Origin of the sequence: Vibrio fluvialis (assembly GCF_900460245.1) — a bacterium.
GTDB classification, from domain to species: domain Bacteria; phylum Pseudomonadota; class Gammaproteobacteria; order Enterobacterales; family Vibrionaceae; genus Vibrio; species Vibrio fluvialis.
In genome coordinates this window covers 2,634,423-2,660,455 of record NZ_UHIP01000001.1, presented here as the reverse complement: position 1 = coordinate 2,660,455, position 26,033 = coordinate 2,634,423, and the positions used below count along the sequence as shown (strand labels likewise).

23 protein-coding genes are annotated in these 26,033 nt (G+C 51.2%); 19 read left to right on the top strand and 4 right to left on the bottom strand.

What is annotated here, in order from left to right; genetic code table 11:
* The first annotated feature begins 5 nt into the window (after nucleotides 1–5).
* The 19 genes from DYA43_RS12490 to DYA43_RS12400 all read left to right on the top strand — a co-directional run bounded on the left by DYA43_RS12490 (nucleotide 6) and on the right by DYA43_RS12400 (nucleotide 20,975).
* Nucleotides 6–1,229 carry a type II secretion system F family protein gene (locus DYA43_RS12490; RefSeq protein ID WP_061056936.1) on the top strand — a complete coding sequence of 408 codons (1,224 nt, stop codon included), beginning with the start codon at nucleotides 6–8 and terminating at the stop codon, nucleotides 1,227–1,229.
* A 2-nt stretch (nucleotides 1,230–1,231) separates the two neighbouring features.
* A complete protein-coding gene (locus DYA43_RS12485) occupies nucleotides 1,232–1,678 on the top strand; it encodes a hypothetical protein (RefSeq protein ID WP_061056935.1) in 447 nt (148 codons plus the stop codon).
* A gap of 85 nt (nucleotides 1,679–1,763) precedes the next feature.
* Complete coding sequence (locus DYA43_RS12480; protein WP_061056934.1) at nucleotides 1,764–2,339, top strand: prepilin-type N-terminal cleavage/methylation domain-containing protein; 576 nt, start codon at nucleotides 1,764–1,766, stop codon at nucleotides 2,337–2,339.
* Nucleotides 2,340–2,373: 34 nt separating this feature from the next.
* The gene (locus tag DYA43_RS12475) at nucleotides 2,374–2,838 is read left to right on the top strand and encodes a type II secretion system protein (protein ID WP_061056933.1); all 465 of its coding nucleotides are present in this window, start codon (nucleotides 2,374–2,376) and stop codon (nucleotides 2,836–2,838) included.
* Between the two features lie 128 nt (nucleotides 2,839–2,966).
* Entirely contained in the window at nucleotides 2,967–3,458 is a 492-nt protein-coding gene (locus tag DYA43_RS12470; protein ID WP_061056932.1) for a type II secretion system protein, read from the top strand.
* On the top strand, nucleotides 3,458–4,030 hold the full coding sequence (locus tag DYA43_RS12465; RefSeq protein WP_061056931.1) for a type IV pilus modification PilV family protein: 573 nt from the start codon (nucleotides 3,458–3,460) through the stop codon (nucleotides 4,028–4,030). The genes DYA43_RS12470 and DYA43_RS12465 overlap by 1 nt, the downstream gene beginning before the upstream one ends.
* Entirely contained in the window at nucleotides 4,030–4,740 is a 711-nt protein-coding gene (locus DYA43_RS12460) for a PilW family protein (RefSeq protein WP_061056930.1), read from the top strand. Before DYA43_RS12465 ends, DYA43_RS12460 begins: the two co-directional genes overlap by 1 nt.
* Complete coding sequence (locus DYA43_RS12455) at nucleotides 4,730–5,158, top strand: hypothetical protein (RefSeq protein WP_061056929.1); 429 nt, start codon at nucleotides 4,730–4,732, stop codon at nucleotides 5,156–5,158. The genes DYA43_RS12460 and DYA43_RS12455 overlap by 11 nt, the downstream gene beginning before the upstream one ends.
* Nucleotides 5,158–8,541, top strand: a complete 3,384-nt coding sequence (locus tag DYA43_RS12450) for a DUF6701 domain-containing protein (RefSeq protein ID WP_061056928.1) — start codon at nucleotides 5,158–5,160, stop codon at nucleotides 8,539–8,541. The genes DYA43_RS12455 and DYA43_RS12450 overlap by 1 nt, the downstream gene beginning before the upstream one ends.
* A gap of 149 nt (nucleotides 8,542–8,690) precedes the next feature.
* Nucleotides 8,691–9,734, top strand: coding sequence for a rod shape-determining protein (locus DYA43_RS12445; RefSeq protein WP_020332232.1), 1,044 nt, complete (start codon nucleotides 8,691–8,693; stop codon nucleotides 9,732–9,734).
* Between the two features lie 54 nt (nucleotides 9,735–9,788).
* The gene (gene mreC / locus DYA43_RS12440) at nucleotides 9,789–10,676 is read left to right on the top strand and encodes a rod shape-determining protein MreC (protein WP_020332233.1); all 888 of its coding nucleotides are present in this window, start codon (nucleotides 9,789–9,791) and stop codon (nucleotides 10,674–10,676) included.
* Nucleotides 10,666–11,154, top strand: coding sequence for a rod shape-determining protein MreD (gene mreD / locus DYA43_RS12435; RefSeq protein WP_020332234.1), 489 nt, complete (start codon nucleotides 10,666–10,668; stop codon nucleotides 11,152–11,154). Before mreC ends, mreD begins: the two co-directional genes overlap by 11 nt.
* Before the next feature lie 9 nt (nucleotides 11,155–11,163).
* On the top strand, nucleotides 11,164–11,730 hold the full coding sequence (locus tag DYA43_RS12430; protein WP_020332235.1) for a Maf family protein: 567 nt from the start codon (nucleotides 11,164–11,166) through the stop codon (nucleotides 11,728–11,730).
* Nucleotides 11,731–11,753: 23 nt separating this feature from the next.
* On the top strand, nucleotides 11,754–13,223 hold the full coding sequence (gene rng, locus DYA43_RS12425; protein WP_020332236.1) for a ribonuclease G: 1,470 nt from the start codon (nucleotides 11,754–11,756) through the stop codon (nucleotides 13,221–13,223).
* A gap of 11 nt (nucleotides 13,224–13,234) precedes the next feature.
* Nucleotides 13,235–17,125 (top strand): YhdP family protein, encoded by a 3,891-nt coding sequence (locus DYA43_RS12420; protein ID WP_061056927.1) that lies wholly within the window; start codon nucleotides 13,235–13,237, stop codon nucleotides 17,123–17,125.
* 10 nt (nucleotides 17,126–17,135) lie between these two features.
* Nucleotides 17,136–17,963, top strand: coding sequence for a carbon-nitrogen hydrolase family protein (locus DYA43_RS12415; protein WP_061056926.1), 828 nt, complete (start codon nucleotides 17,136–17,138; stop codon nucleotides 17,961–17,963).
* Nucleotides 17,964–17,965: 2 nt separating this feature from the next.
* A complete protein-coding gene (gene tldD, locus DYA43_RS12410; RefSeq protein WP_020332239.1) occupies nucleotides 17,966–19,411 on the top strand; it encodes a metalloprotease TldD in 1,446 nt (481 codons plus the stop codon).
* 217 nt (nucleotides 19,412–19,628) lie between these two features.
* Nucleotides 19,629–20,048 (top strand): ribonuclease E inhibitor RraB, encoded by a 420-nt coding sequence (rraB, locus tag DYA43_RS12405; RefSeq protein ID WP_020433210.1) that lies wholly within the window; start codon nucleotides 19,629–19,631, stop codon nucleotides 20,046–20,048.
* Nucleotides 20,049–20,168: 120 nt separating this feature from the next.
* Nucleotides 20,169–20,975, top strand: a complete 807-nt coding sequence (locus tag DYA43_RS12400; protein WP_020332669.1) for a glycosyl hydrolase 2 galactose-binding domain-containing protein — start codon at nucleotides 20,169–20,171, stop codon at nucleotides 20,973–20,975.
* 49 nt (nucleotides 20,976–21,024) lie between these two features.
* Here DYA43_RS12400 and DYA43_RS12395 read toward each other — a convergent pair whose 3' ends face one another.
* From DYA43_RS12395 to DYA43_RS12380, 4 genes are all read right to left on the bottom strand, one after another.
* A complete protein-coding gene (locus tag DYA43_RS12395; protein WP_061056925.1) occupies nucleotides 21,025–21,414 on the bottom strand; it encodes a DUF2061 domain-containing protein in 390 nt (129 codons plus the stop codon).
* Nucleotides 21,415–21,559: 145 nt separating this feature from the next.
* Nucleotides 21,560–21,997 (bottom strand): universal stress protein, encoded by a 438-nt coding sequence (locus tag DYA43_RS12390; RefSeq protein ID WP_020332671.1) that lies wholly within the window; start codon nucleotides 21,995–21,997, stop codon nucleotides 21,560–21,562.
* A gap of 107 nt (nucleotides 21,998–22,104) precedes the next feature.
* On the bottom strand, nucleotides 22,105–24,684 hold the full coding sequence (locus DYA43_RS12385; protein ID WP_020332673.1) for a TRAP transporter permease: 2,580 nt from the start codon (nucleotides 24,682–24,684) through the stop codon (nucleotides 22,105–22,107).
* 170 nt (nucleotides 24,685–24,854) lie between these two features.
* Nucleotides 24,855–25,823 (bottom strand): TAXI family TRAP transporter solute-binding subunit, encoded by a 969-nt coding sequence (locus tag DYA43_RS12380; RefSeq protein ID WP_024373457.1) that lies wholly within the window; start codon nucleotides 25,821–25,823, stop codon nucleotides 24,855–24,857.
* Nucleotides 25,824–26,033 lie beyond the last annotated feature (210 nt).

Sequence of the window (26,033 nt, the reverse complement as noted above, 5' to 3'; positions counted from 1 at the left end):
TCATTATGCCAACGTATCAGTATTCAGGACGTAATGCCGATGGCAGCAAGGCATCCGGTGTCATTGATGCCCCATCTGAAGAAGTGGCGGCGGAGAACCTGCTTAACCGCGGCGTGATCCCCACGGCAATCTCAGCCGGAAAAAACGCGAGCAAAGCGAGTGTTGATTGGCGGGCTCTGCTGATGCCTGCGATTCCGCTCGAAGTGTTGGTGATTTTTTGTCGTCAGCTCTACAGTCTGACCAAAGCCGGGGTACCGCTGCTGCGTTCAATGAAAGGATTGACGCAGAACTGTGCGAACAAGCAGTTGCAACATGCACTGGAAGAGGTGTGTGCCGAGCTGACAAATGGTCGCGGCCTCTCGGCATCAATGCAGATGCATCCGGGCGTATTCAGTCCGCTGTTTGTCTCGATGATCAATGTTGGCGAAAACACAGGCCGGCTTGATCAGGCTTTACTGCAACTGGCGAATTATTACGAACAAGAGTTAGAGACACGCAAACGAATTAAAACGGCGATGCGCTATCCGACGTTTGTGGTGAGCTTTATTGTGATTGCGATGTTTATCCTTAACGTCAAAGTGATCCCGCAGTTTGCCTCGATGTTTAACCGCTTCGGCGTTGAGTTGCCACTGCCAACCCGCATTCTGATCGCGATGTCCGATTTTTTCGTTAACTACTGGATGGCGATGCTGGCGGCGATTGTCGCGATGTTGTTTGCATTTCGCGCCTGGCTGAATACTGCCTCCGGACGCGAGAAATGGGACAAGATACGACTGCGAATGCCGATTGTTGGCAGTATCGTCAATCGCGCCCAGTTATCCCGTTTTTCTCGTACCTTTTCTTTAATGTTGCGCGCGGGTGTGCCGCTTAATCAATCGTTGGCCTTGTCAGCGGAAGCGTTGGACAACAAGTTTCTGGAAGCGCGCCTGATGGAAATGAAAGCGGCGATTGAGGCGGGGAGCAGTGTTTCGGCAACAGCGATCAATACCGGGATTTTCACGCCACTGGTGATTCAGATGATCGCCGTCGGCGAAGAGACCGGACGCATTGACGAGTTGCTGCTGGAAGTGTCGGATTTTTACGATCGCGAAGTGGACTACGATCTGAAAACTCTGACCGCACGTATTGAACCGATCCTGCTCGTGATCGTTGCCGCCATGGTTCTGGTACTGGCATTGGGTATCTTCCTGCCGATGTGGGGCATGCTGGATGCGATTAAGGGACGTTAACGGTGAAAGAGGAACGCTCTCGGCTGATTCTCTGGGCGCTGGTGGTGTGCAGCTTGATCGCAGCGTTGCTAATGGCTTGGCAACCTGTTAATCGCGAGCTGGAAAATACCGCGCTGGCGCTGGCCAATAAACGCATTATTGAGCGCGCCAATACTTACAAACAGGAATGGCTGCTGCGTGGTCGCCCGGCATCACTTGAGTTTGACGGGAAAGTATTAACTTTTTCTGCGTCAGGCTGGGTTTTCCCGCGAGAGGGGGAAAAAGTCGATTGTTCGATGCTATTCAACTGGCTTTATCCGGATGAAAAGATACTGAATTCGTTGCCAGATATTCATGGTGAAAATGTGGGGGCGGGCTATATCTGTTATTTTGATTTTTATGATCATCAAACCATAAAAATAATTTTAAAAAACAACAGGTTTTCATCGTTCGTCATAAGTTCGGCATGATGCAAAAATTTGACGTTCTTCGGATGTTTTGTTCGAAATGTTAAGCCTATAATAGGCTTCGTTTGCAAGTGTGATAGGATTGGGCATGTATAAAAAACAATCTGGTTTTTCTTTGGTGGAATTGGTCATCGTGATTGTTGTTGTCGGGCTTTTGGCCGTTGCAGCATTACCTCGTTTTCTGGATGTGACCGATGAAGCAAAAAAAGCCAGCATTGAAGGGGTTGCAGGTGGATATGCAACCGGTGTATTGTCCGCGCGAGCGCAATGGGAAGCCAAAGGGCGCACGACAGCAACGATAGGCTCGGAACGCTATAACACCGTTAACTATGACGGCGTTGATTTCTGGCTCTCCCGCTCCGTTGACAGCAGTGGTACCGATACCGATTTTCGCGACGGCTATCCGTTTGCACTGAATAGCGATAACACCAGCTTTCCAAGCAGCCTGAGCGATCAGGATTGCATTGATTTGATGGAGAATCTGCTGCAAAACCCACCGAGTGTCGACACGGTCAGCAATGCCAGCAGTAACTCCAATGTCAAGTACTCAGCTCAGGCTGATAGCAGTAATTGGACTTGTACGTACGTGCAGCTAGAAGGCAAAACAGCCCATCAGTTTATGTACGAAGTAAAGACGGGCCGTGTCACGGTCACATTGCAATAATTCTTTATATTTTGAGCTAAGAGAGAGAGTCATAATGAAAAGACAAGGCGGTTTTACCCTTATCGAGTTGGTCGTGGTTATCGTAATTCTGGGTATTCTCGCAGTGACTGCGGCCCCACGTTTCCTGAACCTGCAAGATGATGCGAGAAAAGCGGCACTTCAGGGATTAAAAGGGGCAATGGATGGGGCTGCTGGTATTGTCTATGGCAAAGCAGCCGTGACTGGTGTGGATACAAGTAGTGATAGTTCTGTAAGCGCTGGCGGTGTAACAGTAGCAACTGTTTATGGATATCCAGCTGCAACATCTGCTGGTATTGGTGCCGCAGTTACAGGTCTTTCAACCGACTGGTTGCTAAACGGCCCAGCAGACAATGCAATTCAATATTCTTTCAAAGGCAATACTAAGTGGGAAAAAACCACGGCTGGTTGTAACGTTACTTACAATCAGGCTACGAGTTCAGCGGAAGCTAGCACTATTATTTACTCAGACGGTTGTTAATCTAAATAAAGGCCAGCCTAGCTGGCCTTTATTGTCGGTCTGATTTGATTGATTTTGTCTGCTAGGTGCAATCTGGCAGGTGAGTTTTATATACGACTCTTCACACTTCTACTTAAACCGAGAACGCGATGCGAGCATACTCACGTAAAGCAGGCGGTTTTACCTTAGTCGAGCTTATCGTCGTTATTCTGCTGGTCGCTATTCTGTCCGCCTATGCAGCCAGTCGTTTTATCGGTGTCTCCAGTTTCTCCGCTTATGCGGCTAAAGAGCAGGCTGTCTCCATCATTCGTCAGATACAGGTGAGTCGTATGCAGTCCAATCTTTCGGAGGCGGATCTGCAGTCAAATGGCCACTATGTGTTGCAGGTCAGCAGTTCTTGTCTCGGCTCTGTTGCCGCCTGTGCGCTGTCGAACGACGACCAACGCAGCGATGTGTTGCGAGGCAATAACCTGTCGTTCGCTTCTTCTGTTGCGCTGAGCAGCCAGCGCATCCAGTTCGATCTATTGGGAAATCCGCAAAATGAAGCGGCAGCGGGGGTAACGATTACCATTACGGCGCCGGACAGTTCTGCGTCAGTGTGCATTAATTCGCAAGGTTATGTGGCGGGGGGAGCATGCTGATGAAGCCAATCAAAGGATTTACACTGGTTGAAAGTATTGTCGCGATGGTGATCATTGGCCTCGCGATGGTGGTGTTGATCAGCTTTTTGTATCCTCAGGTCGAGCGCTCAGCGACTCCTCATTACCAGACTCGGGCCGCGAATTTGGGCCAAAGCCTGATGAGTCAGATTCTGGCCCGTGGATTTGATCAAAACAGTGATTTTGATGGCGGTGCCATTCGGTGTGGAGAATTCGGAACAACATGTACAGCGCCGGAACAATTAGGTGCAGATAAAGATCAGGGTGAAATTTCTCCAGCACAGTTCAATGATGTCGATGACTATATCGGCTGCTGGTATGGTGACAACGTTTCAGAGTGTGGCTCGGAGACAACGAAAAATCCGTTAACCAATATTCTCGGGACAAACGTTGTGGCGAACTATCGACACTTCACGGTATTTATTGCGGTCGATTACGTCAACAGCGCCTTTCAACCTGTGTCTGCGATTACGGATATGAAGCGCATCGAACTGACGATCGATACCGGCAATTATGGTCGTTACACGTTTGTGGCTTACCGGGGGAATTACTGATGCGCACCCGTGGCTTTACCTTGATAGAAATGATCCTGACCATTATTGTCGGCTCAATTCTGGTGCTTGGTATCGCAGGTTTTGTCGAGCTCGGTAGCAGGGGCTATGCCGATACCGTGGCGCGTCAGCGGATTCAAACCCAAGCCAAGTTTGTACTGGAGAAAATGGCGCGGGAGTTACGCCACGCCATCCCGAACAGCCTTGCAATTTCGACCGATACTGCGTCCCAGCAGTGTTTGTCGTTCTATCCGATCGTCTATTCCGGATTTTATGCACTTGATGAAGCCGATGAGAAACAACTCTCGTTTATCGTGGGGAATGTCTCTGGCAGTACGACAGCGTTGAATTTTGACGGCCTGACAATGATCATCAACCCAAGCAATCAGGATGAATTCAGCTCGGGGGCAGGAATCGCATTGAGCGGCAGTGACACGACGATTAGTTTGAGTTCGCCACTGGCCATGGCCAGTCAGTCGGTCGCACAGCGCTTTTACATGTATCAAAATATGGTCGAGTACTGCCTGAATTACAGCGCGCAGACGATCACCCGTAATTTAGTTCAGGTTGCCGATAGCCTAGAATCTGGTTCGTTCAGCTACGATGAACCGACACTGCAGCGTGGTGGTGTGGTGCATTTGTCGCTCGGACTGGCACAAAACGGAGAGTCGAGCCATTTTGAACAAGATGTGCAGGTGCTGAATGTTCCCTAGAATGAAAAAACAGGCAGGAAACCTATACATCGTCGCGATTTTTGTCATCGTGGTGATGGGCTTCCTTGCGGCCGCACTCAGCCGTATGGAGTGGTCAAATCAAGATGCACTGTCGCGAGACTTACTGGGCACCAAAGCCTGGTTTGCGGCTCATTCGTTAAATGAATTTGCCTTAACTCAACTTTATCCGGTGGGCGCCTCTGCGGCCGTGAGCAGCGTGTGTGAGGATAACTGGAGCCGTGTCGTCAGTGCGGCGGGAAACTTGATAGCACAATATTCAGGCTGTTCTGCATCACTTGCATGTAACAAGCTTGGCGAGCTTAACGATGAAGGCATATTTAAAGTTGAAAGCAGTGTTCTCTGTGGAACCGGACTCTATCAGGTCGAGCGAGTCCAGGAAGTGTTGGTGAAGGAGTGATGGTGAATAGTCAACGATATCTGCGTGTCATGGTTCTGCTCGGGGCTTTGTTGTGGTCCTCGTTGAGCTTTGCTTTCACTTCGGGTGCCTGTAGCACGCTGCGCTCTGATGGTAACTTCGGCGTTACCTTCTCTATTGATAATGCTCGGTTAAACGAAACCGTTAACGCGATCAAAGGCGTTGGCAACAACACCAAAGTGACCATTCCGTTGTGGAGCAATGATACGTCAGTCAGCTCTCCAATCATTCGGGATAGTGAAACCGAATTAGGGGGAAGTTATCAAATATGGCTGAAGTACGAGCAGAATAACAACCAGAACAAAACGGGTGTCCTCAGTTATTATTTGCTGAGATTTGGTCAGTGGGAACTGATTGGTACACCGCAGTTTGCGGATCTGCGCAACCTCGATTCGGTTAACATTGATGTGATCAGCAGTGATGTGGACGAAATGGCGTGTGAGGAGACATCTCAACCGCCCTTTGAACCGACTTTGGACATCTGTGATTATTTTCCTGATTCGTTTCAGTCTAACTCTTTCTACAATGGTTCACGCTATGCAGGAACATTTGAGCTGAACGGCGACCGGAATACATTGGTATTACCTAAAAGAGCCCCGTTGGCTTTCAACCAGATTGCCGTAGCTGGTCATGACAGTGGCTGTGTCTACAATGGTTCATCGCCAGAGAGTTGTCTATACGATGCCGCAATTACCTATCCCGGCTTTCCTGGCGATTTGCCCGACTTTCAATCTGGTACTCAAGAGATTGTCTGTAACGATGGCTGTCAGCAATCGCTCACTCAAGGCAAATATAAAAAAATAGAAATCGGTAGTAATCACAGTACAGTCACATTGCAAAGTGGCGAATATTGGGTTGATGAATTAATTTTCTCAACCAACGATGCCTCCCTGAAAGTGCAAGGTAAAGTCTATCTGCATTTTCGATCGTTAAAAATGTCTGGTGACAGGGTGAGTATTAACTCTGGCGGTTCTCCTGAAAACCTCTGGATGTTTGGTCATATTGGGGCGGCACCGATTACTATCAGCAACAATGATGTCTCAATTACGGCAATGTTGTTTTTAGACGCCCCCAGTTTTACCAATTCAGATGGTTTGATTGCTCAGGGGGCAAGGCTGAAATTCACCGGATCTCTCACTGCGTCACGAATCAAAGTCACTAACAACGACTCTACCTTTACCGGCCATGTTGCGAGCGCATGTGATACCACCGTGGACTCGTCGTACGCGCTGACCCTTCAACCTGCCGAAGCTTACTCACTTATCTGCGCTGCGCAGCGTCTCGAGTTTCAGGTGGTTGATAACAATAACCAAGCGACCGGCGATTTTACCGGAACGATTTCGGTGAGCCCTGCCTCTGCTAGCCTTGCTTTGATTCAAGGAAAAGGCTCTGGCAGCAATGGGAGCTACACAGCGAATGCGAACGGTGAACTCTGGCTGGATTTAACCGCCAGTTCCAGTCAGACGGTGACAATTACTGGCGTCCTGAACCCGCAAGGCGACAGCGCTTCTGTATCGGGAATCTATCATTTTGTGCCATATAAACTCTCTGCCTCGGATCAGTACGTGATCGCGAATAAACCGCAAACGGTCGAGGTGAAAGCACTGGCGTGTGATGACAATGGCGGTGTGGTGGATATCAACTATGGTGGAACGCCAACGGTCAGTTCTGCTTGGGTTGCGCCCACATCTGGTGCGGGTGAACTGAACTTCGCGCCAGCGTTTACTCAGGGGGCTGCCAGCAGTGAACTGACGATGGAAGATTCCGGGATCAAAACCGTCACCATGGCCGACAGCAGTTTTGATTGCTCTGGATTGACCGACTGCCCGGTGGAAGGCTCCGGAACGTTGCAAGGCAGTTTTACCGTCTACTCGCGCCCGTGGACGTTAGCCATTTGCTCCCCAAATGGCAGTACTATGGACGGTGACATCACCAATCCTGACAGCCTTGCCTTTACTTCGGCGGGCAATCTGTTTGCCCTGAATATTCGCCCGCTGCGTTGGGTCAGCAGTTCCGGTGACGACAGCTCGCCGCAAGCGGGTGGCAGCGCGATTGAAACGTCGGCCTATTGCAGCTCTGCGGTCACGCAAAACTTCTTTTCAGATAATAGTCAGTTAGCCGCCTTAGCCGTGCTCAGCCATCAGGTTGCGCAGCCTGCCGATGGCAATGATGGCACGTTAGATGGCACGCTTGAGCAACTCAACACAACGGGTATCAATAGTACCTACTTGTCGTTTTCGGGGTTGAGTTGGAGCGAAGTCGGTGTGCTGCGCGTTAACGCGGACATCTCAGGCTCTTACCTTGGTATGACGGTCAATCAGGGCTATCGCGATATCGGCCGCTTTTATCCAGCGTGGTTAAGCATCACCGAAAATAGCTGGGACTATGCTGATGACCACAATGGTTTTGTGTATATGAATCAGACGATTCCGTATCGCTTCACCGTTGAAGCGCAAAATATGCAGAGTGACGCCACGACCAACTACAGCGCATTTTCACAAGCCTTAATTGCTGATGTGAAGCTGCTGGCCGTAGATAGTGATGGCGAGGAACTGAGTGACCGTATCGACGAGTATGACCTGCAACTGTGGGATGGTGCTGGTGACGGCGCTTGGTCTGGAGCTACGCTGTCGGTCAGCAATGATTTTACCTTCTTAAAACAGCAGCAATCGGCGTCGCCTTATACCACCAGTGTCGATGGGCCATATCAAAGCGGATTTGGCCTACGCGTATCGGATAAAGTGGATGGTGTCGATTTTGTGTCTCCGGACTTGGAACTGAAGGCTTCCACGACGCTACTGGATACCGGTAAGCGCTTTACCACTCAGCCTGATATTCGCTACGGGCGGATGGTGCTCGGGGACGTCGGCGGTACGTCGGTGAGTACGATTAATGTACCTTTGCGAGTGGAATATTGGCAGGGCCACCGCTTTGCGATCAACGCAGATGATTCCGGATCCTATTTCGCTACACCTAACGAATACGTCTGTAAGCAAACGGTCTGGCCAACCTCCGGCAGTGGCTCGAGTTCCAAACTCATCGGCTCCGATACGTCTTCCAGCTGGGCGAAAGTGGCTTCGGGCAAGAGTTCAGTGGTGTTTGCCACACCGGCTTCTTCCGATGAAACGGCCGATGTACGCGAACAGGTGCGCTTCTGGCTACGTCTGGATGATGACGCTCACTCTTCGCCCCAACTTTCAGAGAGTGGTGTTAACTGCGGTGCGCAATATACCTCTCAACCTTGGTTGCAGTACAACTGGCGCGACAAAGGGGATGAGGATCCGTCGGCGGTCGTGACCTTTGGTATTCATCGTGGCAACGACAAAGTGATTTTTCGCGGTGAGACCCGCCTGACCGGACAGTGATTCGCGATTTTTTCTAACCCAAGTTAGGAATCTGTTAGAAATTGCGTGTTTCAGTCCATGTTTATACGTCAATGCCTTGCTGTGATGGCAAGGCATTGGTACATTTAGTGCAATTTTCATCTTCATATCTTGCAGGACGAGCGAAGAATATGTTCAAAAAACTTCGTGGCATGTTTTCAAACGACCTATCTATCGATTTAGGTACAGCCAACACACTTATTTACGTCAAAGGACAGGGCATTGTTCTTGATGAGCCTTCAGTAGTCGCCATTCGCCAAGACAAAGGTCGCGGCGGAAAAACCGTCGCAGCCGTTGGTCACGCTGCAAAACAAATGTTAGGTCGTACGCCGGGCAATATTTCTGCCATTCGTCCGATGAAAGACGGCGTTATCGCTGACTTCTACGTGACTGAAAAAATGCTGCAACACTTCATTCGCAGCGTGCACGACAACAGCATTCTGAAACCAAGCCCACGCGTACTGGTTTGTGTTCCTTGTGGTTCGACTCAGGTTGAGCGTCGTGCGATTCGTGAATCGGCACTGGGTGCAGGTGCTCGTGAAGTTTACCTGATCGATGAGCCAATGGCGGCCGCGATCGGTGCTGGTCTGCGTGTTTCTGAACCGACGGGTTCAATGGTGGTCGATATCGGTGGCGGTACAACCGAAGTGGCGGTTATCTCGCTGAACGGCGTGGTTTACTCGTCATCTGTTCGTATCGGTGGTGACCGTTTTGATGAAGCGATCATTAACTACGTGCGCCGTAACTACGGTAGCTTGATCGGTGAAGCAACCGCAGAAAAGATCAAACACGAAATCGGTTCAGCGTACCCAGGCGATGAAGTTCAGGAAATCGAAGTCCGTGGTCGTAACCTGGCTGAAGGTGTGCCACGTAGCTTTACGCTGAATTCGAACGAAATTCTGGAAGCGCTGCAAGAGCCACTGACTGGTATTGTATCTGCCGTGATGGTTGCGTTGGAACAGTGTCCGCCAGAGCTGGCTTCTGATATTTCAGAAAACGGTATGGTGCTCACTGGCGGCGGCGCGCTGCTGAAAGATCTGGATCGCCTGCTGACGGAAGAAACGGGTATTCCTGTCGTTATCGCTGAAGATCCACTGACCTGTGTGGCTCGTGGCGGCGGTAAAGCTCTTGAAATGATCGATATGCATGGTGGTGATCTCTTTAGCGACGAGTAATGGCTTGTCAGGCGCTCGCAAGGGCGCCCGAATACACTCTAGGATTGTTATAAGATGAAGCCAATATTTGGTCGTGGACCATCCCTTCAGCTGCGCCTGTTTTTCGCGGTTGTTTTGTCAGCCAGCCTTATGCTGGCTGATAGTCGTTTAGGCGCATTCTCACATGTGCGTTTTTTACTCAATAGCTTAGTCGCTCCAATTCAGTATGCTGCCGACCTGCCGCGCAGCATGTTTGATGGTTTCTACGAAAATTTCAATTCCCGTCAGCAACTGATGGAATCGAACCGTGCCCTCAAACGGGATGTGCTGACGCTGAAAAGCGATTTGATCCTGTTGGATCAGTATCGCGAAGAAAACCAACGCCTGCGCAAGTTGCTCGGTTCCTCGTTTGTCCGTGATGAAAAGAAAGTGGTCACGGAAGTGATGGCGGTGGACACCTCGCCGTATCGTCATCAGGTAGTGATCGATAAAGGCCGGGTTGATGGTGTTTATGAAGGTCAGCCGGTGATCAACGAAAAAGGTATTGTTGGCCAGGTCACGTTCGTGGCGGCGCACAACAGCCGCGTGCTGCTGCTGATTGACCCAAACAACGCCATTCCGGTGCAGAATATTCGTAACGACATTCGTGTTATTGCCTCAGGCAACGGCCAGACGGATGAGATTCAGCTTGAGCACATCGCAACCAGCACAGATATCGAAGTGGGTGACCTACTGGTGACTTCCGGTCTGGGGGGCGTTTACCCGGAAGGGTATCCGGTTGCTTACGTGTCGGAAGTGGATAAAGACACCCGCCGTGAGTTTGCCTCGATCAAAGCCAAGCCTGTGGTGGATTTTGATCGTCTGCGCTACCTGCTGCTGATTTGGCCGAACGAAGATCGTCAACAAAAAGCGATGAGTGCGGAAAATCAATCAATGACCGAGGGCTTAAGCAATGGCCAATAATGATTGGGCAGGCCGTTTGGTTATCTGGGCCTCATTCTTCTTTGCATTAGTCTTGCAGACTATTCCATGGCCGGGTTCGCTGGACTTGCTCAGACCGTCCTGGCTGCTGCTGGTGACCTGTTACTGGGTCTGTGCTTTGCCACATCGTGTCAACGTTGGAACGGCGCTGGTCATGGGCTTGCTGTGGGATTTGCTGCTCGGTTCCACGCTCGGTATTCGCGGCATGATGATGTCGATTGTGGTCTACATCGTCGCGATGAACTTCCTGGTGCTGCGTAACATGGCTCTGTGGCAACAGTCGATCGTGATTGGCCTGCTGTCGATGGCGCTGGAAGTGCTGATTTTCTTCGGCGAATATTTGATTCAGGATGTGACATTCAACCCTTTGTCACTCTGGAGTGGTTTAATTAGCTGTATACTTTGGCCGTGGTTGTTTTTATTGCTGCGCCGAGTGCGGCGTCACTGGCATGTGAAATAGTGGCCAACAATGATTAACAGAAAACTGATCCTGGCATCGGGTTCGCCGCGACGCCGGGAATTGCTGTCTCAACTGGGGTATCAGTTTGAGATTCTGGTTCCCAATGTTGAGGAATCCCAGCAAAGTGACGAAAACGCAGCGCAGTACGTAGAACGTTTATCACGTGATAAAGCGCTGGCTGGTTTGCAACTGGCGGCAGAAGACGTTGTGGTACTGGGTTCTGACACCATTGTCGTTCAGGATGGACTGGTGCTGGAAAAACCGCATGACTTTGCGGACGCACAACGGATGTTGCAACACTTATCAGGTAACCGTCATCAGGTGATGACGGCGGTAACGGTCGCTACACAACAGCAGGTTCGTTCTGTGGTAGTGACCACAGATGTATGGTTTAAAGTTTTGTCAGCAGAAGAAATCGAACAATATTGGCAAAGCGGTGAACCTCGCGATAAAGCTGGCAGTTATGGCATTCAGGGATTGGGTGGACGATTTGTAACAAGAATAGAAGGTAGCTATTACGCCGTCGTCGGGCTACCCCTCTACGAAACTGACCAGCTCTTGCACGAATTCTTATAATTTAAAACTATTGAGGTGCGCTCATGAGTGCAGAGTTGCTCTTAAACGTCACGCCGAGTGAAACTCGCGTGGCGATGATTGAAGGCGGTGTCCTTCAAGAAATCCATATCGAACGTGAAGCAAAACGGGGCATTGTCGGCAATATCTATAAAGGTAAAGTCAGTCGTGTCCTGCCGGGTATGCAAGCGGCGTTTGTCGACATCGGGCTCGACAAAGCGGCTTTTCTCCATGCCTCTGACATCGTACCGCACACCGAGTGTGTGGCCGAAACCGAGAAACAACAATTTCAGGTGCGTGACATTTCTGAGCTGGTTCGCCAGGGACAGGATATCGTGGTGCAAGTGGTCAAAGATCCGCTCGGCACCAAAGGCGCGCGTCTGACCACCGATATCACCTTACCTTCGCGTTATCTGGTTTATATGCCGGGTGCCAGCCATGTCGGCGTATCGCAGCGGATTGAAAGCGAAGCCGAGCGTGAACGTCTCAAAGAAGTCGTTGCCCACTACTGTGATGAGCACGGTGGCTTCATCATCCGCACCGCAGCTGAAGCGGCGAAAGAGAAAGAGCTGGCGCAAGATGCCGCGTTCCTCAAGCGCTTGTGGTGCAAAGTGATGGAGCGTCGCGAGAAATACAAAAACCGTTCAACTCTGTATGGGGAACTGGGCCTTGCTCAGCGTATTCTGCGTGATTTCGTTGGCACCGACCTGACCAAAATTCTGGTCGACTCCCGTCTGGAATATGAAAACCTGCTGGAGTTCACGTCCGAGTTTGTGCCGGAGCTGACCGACAAGCTGGAGCTGTACGAAGGCGATAAACCTATTTTCGATATGTACGACACCGAAAATGAGATTCAGCGTTCTCTGGAGCGCAAAGTGGAACTCAAATCGGGCGGCTACCTGATCATCGATCAGACGGAAGCCATGACCACCATCGATATCAATACTGGTGCCTTTGTGGGTCGTCGTAATCTGGAAGAGACTATCTTCAACACCAACATCGAAGCGACTCAGGCGATTGCGCGCCAGCTGCGTCTGCGCAATCTGGGTGGCATCATCATTATCGACTTCATCGATATGATTTCAGAAGAGCATCGTAAGCGAGTACTAACTTCACTCGACGCGGCACTGAGCAAAGATCGTGTGAAAACCAACATCAACGGTTTCACTCAACTCGGCTTGGTGGAAATGACCCGTAAACGTACGCGCGAAAGTATTGAACATGTGCTGTGTTCTACCTGTCCAACTTGTGAAGGCCGCGGTACGGTGAAAACGGTGGAAACGGTGTGCTTTGAAATTCTGCGTGAAATTACTCGTGTGAACCGCGCCTACGACGCCGACAAGTTTGTGGTGTATGCCTCACCTGCGGTCGCTGAGACCCTGCAAGGTGATGAATCACATTCACTGGCGGAACTGGAAGTGTTCATCGGTAAGGAAGTACGTATTCAGGCCGAACCTTTGTATGTGCAAGAGCAATTTGATGTCGTGATGATGTAATAGGACTACGGGTGATCTCAACCTTAACTCGCCTTGGGCGAATTGTATTGTGGCTGCTGGTCAGCCTGTTAGTTTTGTTGGCCATCGCCATCACGGCTCTGCGCGTGCTGTTACCGGAAATGAACCGCTTTAAAGGCGAAATTCAGGACTGGGTCAGCGAGCAGAGCCATATACAATTTGTGATCACGGATGTGCGTGGTTTCTGGCGAAACACGCACCCCTCCCTGGCTCTGCAAGGTGTGCAGGCCAATCTGCCGGATGGCAGCAAAATTCAGTTCAACACCGGACGGATTGACGTCGAATTCGACTTGGTACAAACCGTCCTGCAACGTGAACCAGTTATCGCGAATCTGGTTATTCATCAGCTCAAGCTGGATATTCGTTCCATTGACTGGACGCGTCTCAACCAAGCGGATGATTCGGCCAATGACTCAAGCGAATCGAATGCGCAGAGCAAAATTCTGCAGCGTCTCGATGACCTGTTTTTGCGTCAGCTCGACGATTTCACCGTGCAAGATTCCACCGTGCTTTACCAGACTCTGGCGGGCGATATGCGCCAACTGGACATCGATAAGCTGCACTGGAAGAACAAAGGTAAACGCCACTTTGCGGATGGTGAAATCAGCATCGCTGATACTGAAATTAACTCATTGCAAGTGAGTGCTAACTTCGAAGACCACGGTTCGCTCGGCGATATCTCCGGTGATTTCTACGTTAGTGCTGACAAGCTACGGGTACGCCCTTGGTTGAGTCGCTATTTGAAAGATGAAACGGGCATTGAGCGTGGCGTAGTCAGCTTTAATGCCTGGATGACGCTGAAAAACAGCCAGCCTGTCGACGGGTATGTGGAACTCAAACCGTCTGAGTTGGTGTGGCAGGAAAATGAGCGTCATGAACTGCTGCTGGAATCAGGCATCGTGCAACTGTCGCCGACAGCAAAGGGCTGGCAGGTAAATGCTCACTCACTTCAACTGCGCACGGACGATACGCCTTGGCCGGAAGTGGACGCTGCGCTTGACTGGCAACCCCAGCAATGGCGCCTGAATGTGTCGCAACTCGACATCAAAGCCCTGCTGCCATTGATCAAACTGGTGCCAGAATCCAAACAGACAAATCAACTGCTGGAGCAACTGAAACCCAGCGGCCTGGTGGAAGACTTACGGATCGCGCAAGGAGCTGATGAGGCGCCGCTGCGTTACTCGGCCACGCTAACGGATGGCGCGATGGCGCAGTGGGAACTGTTGCCAGAAGTGCATCATCTGCAGGCTCAAATTTCCGGCACGCCGACCAAAGCGGTGATCAAAGCCTCACTGGTTGATGATGAGTTGCCGTATGGTGAAGTGTTCCAGGCGCCACTCAATATTCGTCAGGGACAAGTGGATCTGGTGTGGCAAAGTGATGACGCCGGCTGGTCGTTGTGGGCCGATAAAGTGACGGCGGCAACGCCGGATCTGCAGGTGCTTGGTGCGTTTCGTCTCGATTTCCCCAAAGAGAAGAGCCCGTTCCTGTCGTTTTATGCTGAAGCGGACGCTTACAACGCAGGCGAAACCTGGCGCTATCTGCCAACGCTGGCGCTTGGTCATGACCTGACCGACTACCTTTCTACTGCGATTCAGGGCGGTAAAGTCAAAACCGCCAAGCTGGTGTGGTACGGAGAGTTGGGAGATTTCCCTTATCGCCATCACAACGGTATTTTTCAGGCTTGGGTCGGACTGCAAGACGGTAAATTCAGTTTTGATACCGCCTGGCCGGCGATCACCGACATGCAGCTTGACCTGTTGTTTGAAAATGACGCCATGTACCTCGACTCGCATTCAGCCACTCTGATGGATGTGAAGGCCAAGCGCATTACCGGCCGCATTCCTGAACTGGCGCCAGATGGGCATATTGAAATTGAAGCGACCGCGGTTGCTCAGGGCAATGCGGTACGCGATTACATGACCGCGACTCCGCTGGTGGACTCGGTGGGCGCCGCACTGACCGCGATTCAGGTCAGCGGTGAGGTCAACTCCGAGTTTCAGCTCAACATTCCGTTTACCACGGACAAAGAGCCGCGCGCCTGGGGCTGGGCGGATCTCAAACGCAATCACGTTGAAATCGATTCACCGCCCATGACGCTCGAAGCGGTCTCGGGCCGAATCAAGTTTGACAATGATGTGGTGACGGCTGCCGGGCTGTCGGCCAAACTGCTGGATCAACCCATCTCGTTTGATTTCAAAGGCGAGAGTGCCCAACAAGGCTATGCGGTGAATATCGATTTGGTGGGTGACTGGGACATTAAGCCGTTAACACCTTATGTCGGCAGTCGCTGGCTAAGCAGGTTGCAGGGTGACGCTCCTTGGCAGATGGGGGTGGATATTCAGCTCAATGATGTGGGTTTCACCTATCAGATTGATGCACAAGCGAACCTCAAGCGCGTGGCCAGTCGTTATCCGTACCCGCTGAGTAAAGCCATCAATACACCGGGCAGTGCACGTTTGCAGGCTTCGGGTAATCAGGAAGCGATTTCCGCGCGGCTGCAGCTGCCCAATGCTAAATATCAGGCTGAGATCGACATTACCAAAAAGACACCGGTACTGACCGCTACCAATTTAGTGTTGGGTCAGGGCAGTTTCAAAATCAGTCCGGTTGTCGGCCATCACGCGCAGGTGCGTACGGATAAATTCAATCTGGATGACTGGATCTCCGTAGCAAGTGACGAACCTCAGACGAAATCCACTAAGCTCGCAGCACTGGATTCCCTTAATACGCCGGAGATTCCGTTGCCGCAGCGGGTTGATTTGAAGGTGAAAGAGCTGACTCTGGCCGGCATTGAGTGGCATGACGTCAATTTCACTGCGCGGGAAAAAGATCTCGGCTGGCTGATGAACATTGATAGCCAGGAAGTGAATGGTCAGGCCAACTATATTGAACCTTATGACCTGTCGGTATCGCTGAAGCGTTTGCACGTTTATCTGCCGCAGTTGGACAACAGCGCCGGCAAAGCGCCGCTGGTGGATGTTGATAAACAAAATACCCCACTGATTTCAGACTTTGATCGCCAGTTCCATGCGCTGATGCCGAATCTGACTCTGGTGATCGACGATTTCTGGCTGCAGGGTTATAAAGTCGGCAAGCTCAACATGGATTTCGAGCGTCATGGCAACACCTTGATGTGGAAACGCATCGACGTTGCCAGCGGAACCAACCAGGTGCATATCAACGGCAGTTGGACACTCACCGATACCACCAGTCGAACCGAAATGAATCTGGACATGAAAGGTGACAACAACAGCGACCTGATGGAGCGGTTTGGTATCAGTTCAGGGATTCAGAAAGCACCGTTTGAGATGTCGAGCCGTACCCAATGGGATGGCGCGCCGTGGTCGATGAAAGTGAATACGCTGCAGGGCAATCTCGAGACTAAACTGGGTAAAGGGGTGATCTCCAATGTCAGCGGTGCCGCGCGTCTGCTTGGCCTGTTCAGCCTTGATTCGATCATCCGCAAGATGCAGCTCGACTTTAGCGACGTGTTTGATAAAGGGATGGCGTTTAACTCGATTACGGGCAGCGGTGAGTTGTCGCAGGGCGTGTTTGTCACCAATAACATCAAGATGGATGCGGTGGCCGGTGAAATGACCATCAAAGGCCTGGCCGACCTCAATACGCGCATGGTCGACGCTGAAGTAAATTTTGTGCCGGATATTACTTCCGGCATTCCGGTACTCACCGCTTTTGCGGTAACCCCGGCCACAGCGCTGTATGTGCTGGCGGTGACCACGGTGATTTCACCCGTAGTCGAGATCTTCACTCAGGTTAACTACGAAGTGAAAGGCCCGCTCGACTCTCCGACGGTGAAAGAGCTGTCGCGCAGCAGAGGCGAATTCAAGTTACCGAAAAAACTCAGAAAGCTGGTTGAATAAGGATAAACACATGGAACGTGTCGGCATCATTCAAATGACCTCAGGCCCGGTCGTCGCAGACAATCTGGCCTACATCGCGACGCAAGCCAAAGCGCTGGCGGCTCAGGGAGCGACTTGGCTGGTGACGCCAGAAAATGCAGTGGTGTTTGGCACTCGCAGCGATTATCACCAACACGCTGAACCGATGGGCGAGGGCCCGATTCAACGAGAACTGGCCGAGATTGCGCGCAAGAATCAGGTTTGGCTGCTGGTGGGCAGTATGCCTGTCGCACGTGCCAGTGGCGTGACTACCACATCGATTTTATTTAATCCACAAGGCGAAGCGGTAGCACATTATGATAAGCTGCACATGTTTGATGTGGATGTCGCCGACAGTCACCAACGTTACCGCGAATCGGAAACCTTTACGCCGGGCGATGGATTGACGGTGGTTTCGACGCCGTTTGGTCAGTTGGGACTGTCGATTTGTTATGATGTGCGTTTCCCGCATCTTTATTCGCAGCTGCGCCGTCAGGGAGCGCAAATTTTACTGGTGCCCGCGGCGTTTACCGCAGTCACCGGACGTGCGCACTGGGAAGTGCTGCTGCGCGCCCGAGCGATTGAAACCCAATGTTGGGTCGTCGCAGTCGGCCAGGGGGGGCATCATCCTTGTGGCCGTGAGACCTGGGGACATTCAATGGTGATTAACCCGTGGGGTGAAGTCGTGGCTTCGCTGGAGCAGGAGGCGGCCACGTTGGTTGCTGACATCGATTTGCATCAGGTGGATCAAGTCCGCCTGACCATGCCTATCATTGAGCACACGCGCTTTGATAATCAATTTAAAGAGAAAAAGAGTTAGCTATGAGTATTACCCGAATTGAAGAAGCACTATTAACCCCCGCAGGGCTGACAGAGCAAGATATCGCTGACACTCTGGCGACCATCGCCACTCGTGAAATTGATTATGCGGATATTTACTTTCAATCCAGCTGGCATGAGTCACTGGTGCTGGAAGACAGCATTATTAAAGACGGCTCGTTCAATATCGACTGCGGTGTTGGTGTACGTGCCGTGACAGGCGAAAAAACCGGTTTTGCTTACTCTGATCAGATTCAGTTGGAAGGCTTAAAGCAGAGCGCGATTGCGGCTCGCGGTATCGCTCAGCAAGGCCAGAATGGCCGTGTGCAGGCGTTTAAGCGTTCTGACAATCAAAGCTACTACGCGGCAGACAACCCGCTGCAAAGCTGGGAAAAGCAGAAGAAAACCGAACTGTTGATGCAGTTGGATGCTTACATCCGGACCAAAGAGCCGCTGATCCAGGAAGTTTCCGTCAGCCTGAGCGGCGTCCATGAGCAGATGCTGGTGGCGGCAACTGATGGTACTTATGCAGGCGACATTCGTCCGCTGGTGCGCCTGTCAATCAGTGTGCTGGCACAGAAAGGCGATCGCCGTGAGCGCGGTAGCGCGGGTGGCGGTGGCCGCTTCAACTACGATTACTTCCTGACCGAAGAGAATGGTCAGAAAATGGCGTTTGCTTACGCGGATGAAGCGATTCGCCAGGCATTGGTGAACTTAGAAGCTGTTGCGGCTCCTGCGGGCACTATGCCTGTGGTTCTGGGGTCAGGTTGGCCGGGCGTGCTATTGCACGAAGCGGTTGGTCATGGCCTGGAAGGCGACTTTAACCGCAAAGGCTCGTCGGTGTTCTCGGGCAAAATGGGCAAGAAAGTGACCTCAGATCTGTGCACCATCGTCGATGACGGTACGCTGAAAGATCTGCGTGGCTCACTCAACGTCGACGATGAAGGTGTCAATGGCCAGTACAACGTGCTGATCGAAAACGGTGTGCTGAAAGGTTACATGCAAGACAAGCTCAACGCGCGCCTGATGGGAGTGGCGCCAACGGGTAACGGTCGCCGTGAATCATACGCACATCTGCCGATGCCTCGTATGACCAACACCTACATGCTGCCGGGTCAGCATACGCCGGAAGAGATCATCTCAACCGTGAAAAAAGGCGTCTACGCGCCCAACTTTGGTGGTGGCCAGGTGGACATCACCTCCGGCAAGTTCGTGTTCTCTGCATCGGAAGCGTACCTGATTGAAAACGGTAAGGTGACTCGCCCGATTAAAGGCGCCACATTGATCGGTTCGGGTATTGAAGCAATGCAGCAAGTATCGATGGTGGGCAACGACCTGAGCATTGACCGCGGCGTTGGTGTGTGTGGTAAAGCGGGGCAGAGCGTGCCGGTCGGGGTTGGACAACCCACACTCAAACTCGACGCGCTGACCGTTGGTGGCACCGAGTAACTCTTTTAAAAGCTGCGTTCAACGCAGCTTTTTTGTTCGCTATCGAAGTTGATGCCAAAGGGGGCGATCGCGCGCCGCAGCATTTGCGACTATTTTTGGCGCTGACAACCAGAAAGATCGCGCGGAGATCGTTTTGTGGGTAGCAATTCGTGACGATCCGTGCCATATTTCGTCGCACTGAAATTTGATCCAACTTAACCATTCTGGAGCCACATTTATGTCTCACGAAGATGAATATCTGTCCGTTGAAGATTTTATTGAGATTCAAAAAGAAGAGACTCGCGACATCATTCAAGCGTTGCTCGAGGACGGCAGTGATCCAGAAGCTTTGTATGAGATCGAACACCACTTCTTTGCTGAAGATTTCGACAAGCTGGAAAAAGCTGCGGTTGAAGCATTCAAACTAGGTTTTGAAGTTCTGGAAGCCGAAGAAGCAGAAGATGAAGACGGCAGCAAACTGCTGTGCTTCGATGCCACGATGCAATCTGTGCTGAATCCGGAAGCGATCGATGCACAAGTTGAGAAACTGGTGAATCTGGCGGAAAAATACGACGTTATTTACGACGGTTGGGGCACTTACTATGAAGGTGAAGATGCACTGTATGCCGACGAAGACGAAGATGACGACGAAGAATAATTCGTAAAGCATCGTACGATACCAGCCCTCAGGCTGGTATTTTTTTATGCAACATGGGTTTGTAACCGCGAAATGAACTGTGTTTAAATGGCGCAAACCCGCACGACGTGATCATTGACTATGCAGCTTTCCCTCGCCGGACTCTGGCAACTTTCTCCGCTGACCGATTTATCCATTCCTCAGGACGACATTACCTTTCCTGCGCCACTCAGTGCAGTGCTGCCGGAAGCGTTGTCTGAAGAGACGATTGCCACGCAAGAGTGGCACCTGATGCACGATATCGAAGTGGATGATGTGCTGCTGGGTTTTGCGGCGATTGATCTGGTGCTTGAAGGGGTCGATTACCATGCCGAAGTACGCCTCAATGGCGTGGCGCTGTTTGATTGTGATGGTTCTCAGTCGGTGTACAAAAAAGATATCCGTCCGCTGCTCAATCCGGGACGCAACCGATTTGAGATTCTGTTTCTTGAACAGGAAGAAGAGTGGCTGATTGATGACGAGGACGATTCTGGGGAGTTGTGTTCACTGGCACAAACCCAAGTGGAACCTTACGATTCCCGCATCGGGATTTGGCGTGCGCCTTATCTGCAATGCATTCGTCATCTTCGCCTTGAGCATGTGGCGACGGAGCAAATCTGGCACCATGGCGGAGGGTGTGAGCTGTTGGTGAACCTGTTTTTCACCACGTATTCGCCTGGTCTGGTATCTGCGGCGGTGCGTTTTGATGGCATGACCTACCATTTACCCATTGATGTGCGTAGTGATCATGCCAGCGCTCTGTTTCAGGTCGAAGCTCCGAAATATTACGATGCGGAGCACCCGAACCCCGGCGATCTTTACGATGTCAGTGTGGAACTCGATGGTCAGCGTCAGGCCTTTAAGTTGGGCCTCAGCCACGATCTGTGTGTCACCCATTTCCCGGTGTGAATTCTGAATAACACAAAGCCCCGTTTAAGCGGGGCTTTGTGTTTCTATCTCAGTGGGCACATTGCCAAGGCGTAGAACCCGCGTGTTTGCTTTGCCATACTTTTTCATGGAAGTAGTAAGCACAAGTGTTAAAGCTTGGTTCAATCAGCGCCATTACACCACCCACCAGGAAGCTACCGGTCAGAAGGTAGGCGACGTTGAACGCAACGGTAAAGTGAATTGCAGCAAAACTGGCAGTTTTGAGGCGAGGATTCGAGGCGTAACGTTGCAGCGGTGCATATTGGTTCCACGCTTTTTCGTGGAAGTAGAAGGCAACCGTATTCACCATTGGTTCGAGCATCGCGATCAGGCTACCGATGATGATGTCACCGGTTAGGGCGTACGCGACGGTAAAAGCAATGCTAAAGTGGATAGCGGCAAAACTCAGCGTCTTTTTCATGGTAATCGTCCAATCTCGTTTCTCTTTGATGGGGTTATTATTGATAATTATTCTCATAAAAGAAAATGGAAATGAACGATTAGTTTGATAGTTAAAAACTAATAAAAAAGGCGCATTGAGCGCCTTAATCTATTAATTCTTAGTTTCAGCCTTGCGGCTTGACCACCAGAACGTTGATTGGGGAGTGTTCCACCACTTTACTGGCGACGGAACCGAGCATCACTTTGTCGATTCGCGAGCGTTTATGGCTTGGCATCACGATCAGGTCAGCCCCCAGTTTTTCCGCGTAGTCGAGAATGGTGGTGTAAGGTTTACCTTCGGCGACGTGCAGTTTATACACTACGTCTTCCATTATGTGCTTTTCCGCGAACGCTTTAAGTTGCGCGCGCACATCGTCTTTCATCTTGGCGGCAGCATCTTTCGGAAAGTATGTCGCGACCATAGACATATGAATACCTGGCAGCACGTTAAGCAGGTGTAGTTCCGCATTGGAATGTTTCGCATGCCATACAGCAAGCTGAACGGCTTTGTCGGAAAAGCCTTTTTCATTCAAATCAACAGGAACAAGGATGTGTTTATACATTATTCGTTATCTCTGTTTAGGTTGAGCCTGACGGCAACAGTTCGTTGGCTTAAGTATATGCCCTGCTGACGCAGGGCATTTTGATTAAGCGCGGATTTTGTTAAACATTAACTACGAATAGCTTCTTTGGCGGCCCGTCGTTTCTGGTTCCAGCCTAAAAGCAGAGTCAGCAGCAGCGCAGGCACGAACACCCACTCTTTCATCGGGCGATCGCTATCCACTACGATAGAACGGATTTCCCAACCGAAATCGATCCCAGCAGATTCAGCCGGACTGCCGAATTCCACCATGTCGATCATCATACGGTTCTTCTCGTGATTGAGCATCAGACCCATAGACGCGATACGATCCTGCGCGGTCGTTGCTCGGTCATCAAACGGCAGTAGTACGGTTTTCGACACATAGTCTCCATCCAGCGTTTCGCCCGCGACCAGCATTGCGATCGATTGGCCAACCGGAGTTTGCTCAACGATGTGTTCCAATTCCGTTCCCGGATAGAGGGTTTGCGCCGGGTAAATCATGTCCCACCAGAAACCCGGGCGGAAGAAGGTAAACGTCAGCAGCAGCAGCGCCAAAATTTCCCACCATTTGGTCTTGGTAAACCACCAGGCTTGCGTTGCTGCCGAAAAGAGCAGCATCGCTATGATGGAGGATCCGACCGTCAACGCGAGATGCCACCAAGTGTCGATACCCATCAGGAGCAATTGAGTATTGAACACGAACATAAACGGCAGAATGGCCGTTCGAATATCGTAGGCAAAGCCCTGAATACCAGTGCGGATCGGGTCCGACTTAGCGATCGCCGCTGCGGCAAACGCGGCCAAGCCCACCGGTGGCGTGTCATCCGCGAGAATACCGAAGTAGAACACGAATAAATGCACGGCGATGAGCGGAATGATCAAGCCATGTTGCGCGCCCAACGTCACGATAACCGGAGCCATCAGAGTCGATACTACGATGTAGTTGGCGGTGGTTGGCAGGCCCATTCCCAGGATCAGACTGATGACTGCAGTAAAGATCAACATCATGATCACGCTGCCGCCGGAGATGAACTCAACGAAGTCGGTCATCACCAGACCAATCCCCGTCAGGGTGACCACACCGACAACTGTACCCGCCGCCGCGGTGGCAACACCGATACCAATCATGTTGCGCCCGCCTGAAACCAGACTTTCAAGCAGGTCGGTGACCCCTTCCTTCGCTTGCGAAGCCAGATCACCTGACTGGTTAAAGATAGCCATCAACGGGCGCTGCGTGAGCAGAATAAAGATCATGAACACCGTGGCCCAGAATGCAGACAGACCCGGTGAGAAACGCTCAACGGTCAGGCACCAGACCAGAACCACGATCGGCAGCAGGAAATGCAGCCCTGATTTAACGGTCGGGCCGGTATCAGGAATTTCCTGAATATCTTCATCGATGTCCATTCCGCCTTCAGAAGCGTATTTGGACGAGATGCGCACCAACAGGACATAAACCAGCAACAATGCCACCGTGACGATCGGTGTTGCAGCAGCGCCAAATACATCTTTGGTCCAGCCAACGCCGTAGTACACCACGGCACTGATGACGCACAGACCGAGAATGGTGCCAGTAAACGACAATAAGCTTTGCAGCAGAGTCGGGTTGTGACGACGCGGAAGGCCTTTCATTCCTGCCTTACATGCTTCCAGGTGTACGATGTAAATCAGAGCGATGTAAGAGATCAACGCAGGCAGCAGTGCCGCACGAATCACTTCCACATAAGAAATCCCGACATATTCAACCATCAGGAATGCTGCGGCACCCATGATAGGCGGCGTAAGCTGACCGTTGGTTGAGGCGGCGACTTCTACCGCACCTGCTTTGGTGCCCGGAAAGCCGACACGTTTCATCAGCGGAATGGTAAAGGTACCAGTGGTCACTACGTTCGCGATGGAGGAACCAGAGACCAAACCCGACAGACCCGATGCCACTACGGCGGCTTTCGCCGGGCCGCCACGCATATGGCCGAGCATTGAGAATGCGACTTTGATGAAGTAAGCCCCGGCACCCGCCCGCTCCAGCATGGCGCCAAACAGCACGAACAGGAATACGAAAGAAGTGGATACGCCCAGTGCGACACCGAATACGCCTTCGGTGGTCAGCCACAGATGAGACATCGCTTTATTCAGGCTCGCACCTTTGTGAGCGATAACTTCTGGCATATACGGGCCTGCGAAAGTGTACAGCAGGAACACGGCTGCAACCGCCATCAACGGTGGACCGAGTGCCCGACGGGTAGCTTCCAGCAGCAGCAACATCCCCATAACCGACACCACGACATCGAGAGTCGTCGGTGCGCCAGAGCGGCTTGCCAGCTGCTCATAGAAGATATAGATGTAGGCGGCGGAAAAGCTCCCTGCCAGCGCTAAAATCCAGTCTGCCAGCGGAATGTGATTGCGTGAGGAGTTCTTCATTGCCGGATAGGCAGTGAAAGCGAGGAAAATAGCAAAGCTCAGGTGAACAGCTCGAGCTTGTGTATCGTTGAGTACGCCAAAATCGAAAATGAACGGCAGCGGAGAAGCGTACCACAACTGGAACAGCGACCAGCATAACGGCACCAGCCACAGAATGCGGCCCGGAATGCCCTCTGGATTCCTTGCGCCTGTATCAGCCTGTGCAACCATCTCTTGCACATCTTGCGACGGAGTATTTGTCTGCGTCATGTACGTTATCCTTATTATTTGATGGTCTTAAAAGAGAAAGGTGGCTTTCTTAAACGGTGTAAAAGCCAAGTTGAGCATGGTGTCTAAGTCCGATTTCGCATCAGACCCAGAACCAATATCAATAAGGAGGCACCAGGCCTCCTTATTTAATGGAGCGATATCTGACTTAATTACTTAAGCAGACCCACTTCTTTGTAGTATTTCACTGCACCTGGGTGTAGCGGAATTGAGATACCCGCTTTAACCATGTCTTCTTTTTTCAGGTTAGCAAAAGCCGGGTGAAGGCGAGTAAAGGTGTCGAAGTTTTCAAACACAGCTTTGGCTACGTTATAAGCTACTTCATCTGGCACGTCTGCACTGGTCACCAGTGTTGCTGCCACACCAAAACTTTTCACGTCAGTGTCTGTACCACGGTACATACCAGCCGGGACGGTGCTGTATGCGTAGTAAGGGTTTTGTGCCACGATTTTATCGATTTCTGGACCAGTTGCTGGTACCAGTTTGGCATCACAAGACGTTGTTGCTTCTTTGATTGAACCGTTCGGGTGGCCAACCATGTAGATGAATGCGTCGATCTTGTTGTCACACAGGGCTTGAGAACGCTCAGAGCCTTTCAGTTCCGATGCCAGTTTGAAGCTGTCGTTAGTCCAGCCAAAAGCATCCATCACAACCTGCATGGTCGCGCGGTCACCAGAACCCGGGTTACCGATGTTAACGCGCTTGCCAACCAGATCTTTTACGTTGTTAATGCCTGAATCTGAGCGAGCGATAATGTTAAAAGGTTCTGTGTGAAGAGAGAACATTGCGCGCAGTTTCTTGTATGGGCCTTGCTGCGCAAATTCACTGGTACCGTTGTAACCGTGATATTGCCAGTCAGACTGAACGATACCGAAGTCCAGTTCGCCAGAACGGATAGTGTTGACGTTGTAGATAGAACCACCGGTGGATTCTACAGAGCAGCGGATGTTGTGTTCCTTACGGTCTTTGTTAACCAGCTTACAAATTGCACCACCAGTCGGGTAGTAAACACCAGTTACCGAACCCGTACCAATTGTGATGAATTCCTGAGCGTTAACCGCGCCTGCACCCAATACTGCAGCAGCAATCGCACCGACCTTAATAATTTTATTCAAAACCATGAATTTCCCTTCCTTCTTTTCATTATTTGCCCCAAAACAAGTGTAGTTGCTTTGGACGTTTCTTCATCGAGAAACGGAAGCTTTTTCAATCCATATGTTGAAAAAGTGGCTGAATAATACCAAAAAATTGAAAGATAATTATAGGATTGTAAAAAAATGTAGCGAAACAGGCTGGTTTTCTAACCAGAATTCAGTGGGAAACTGATGGGC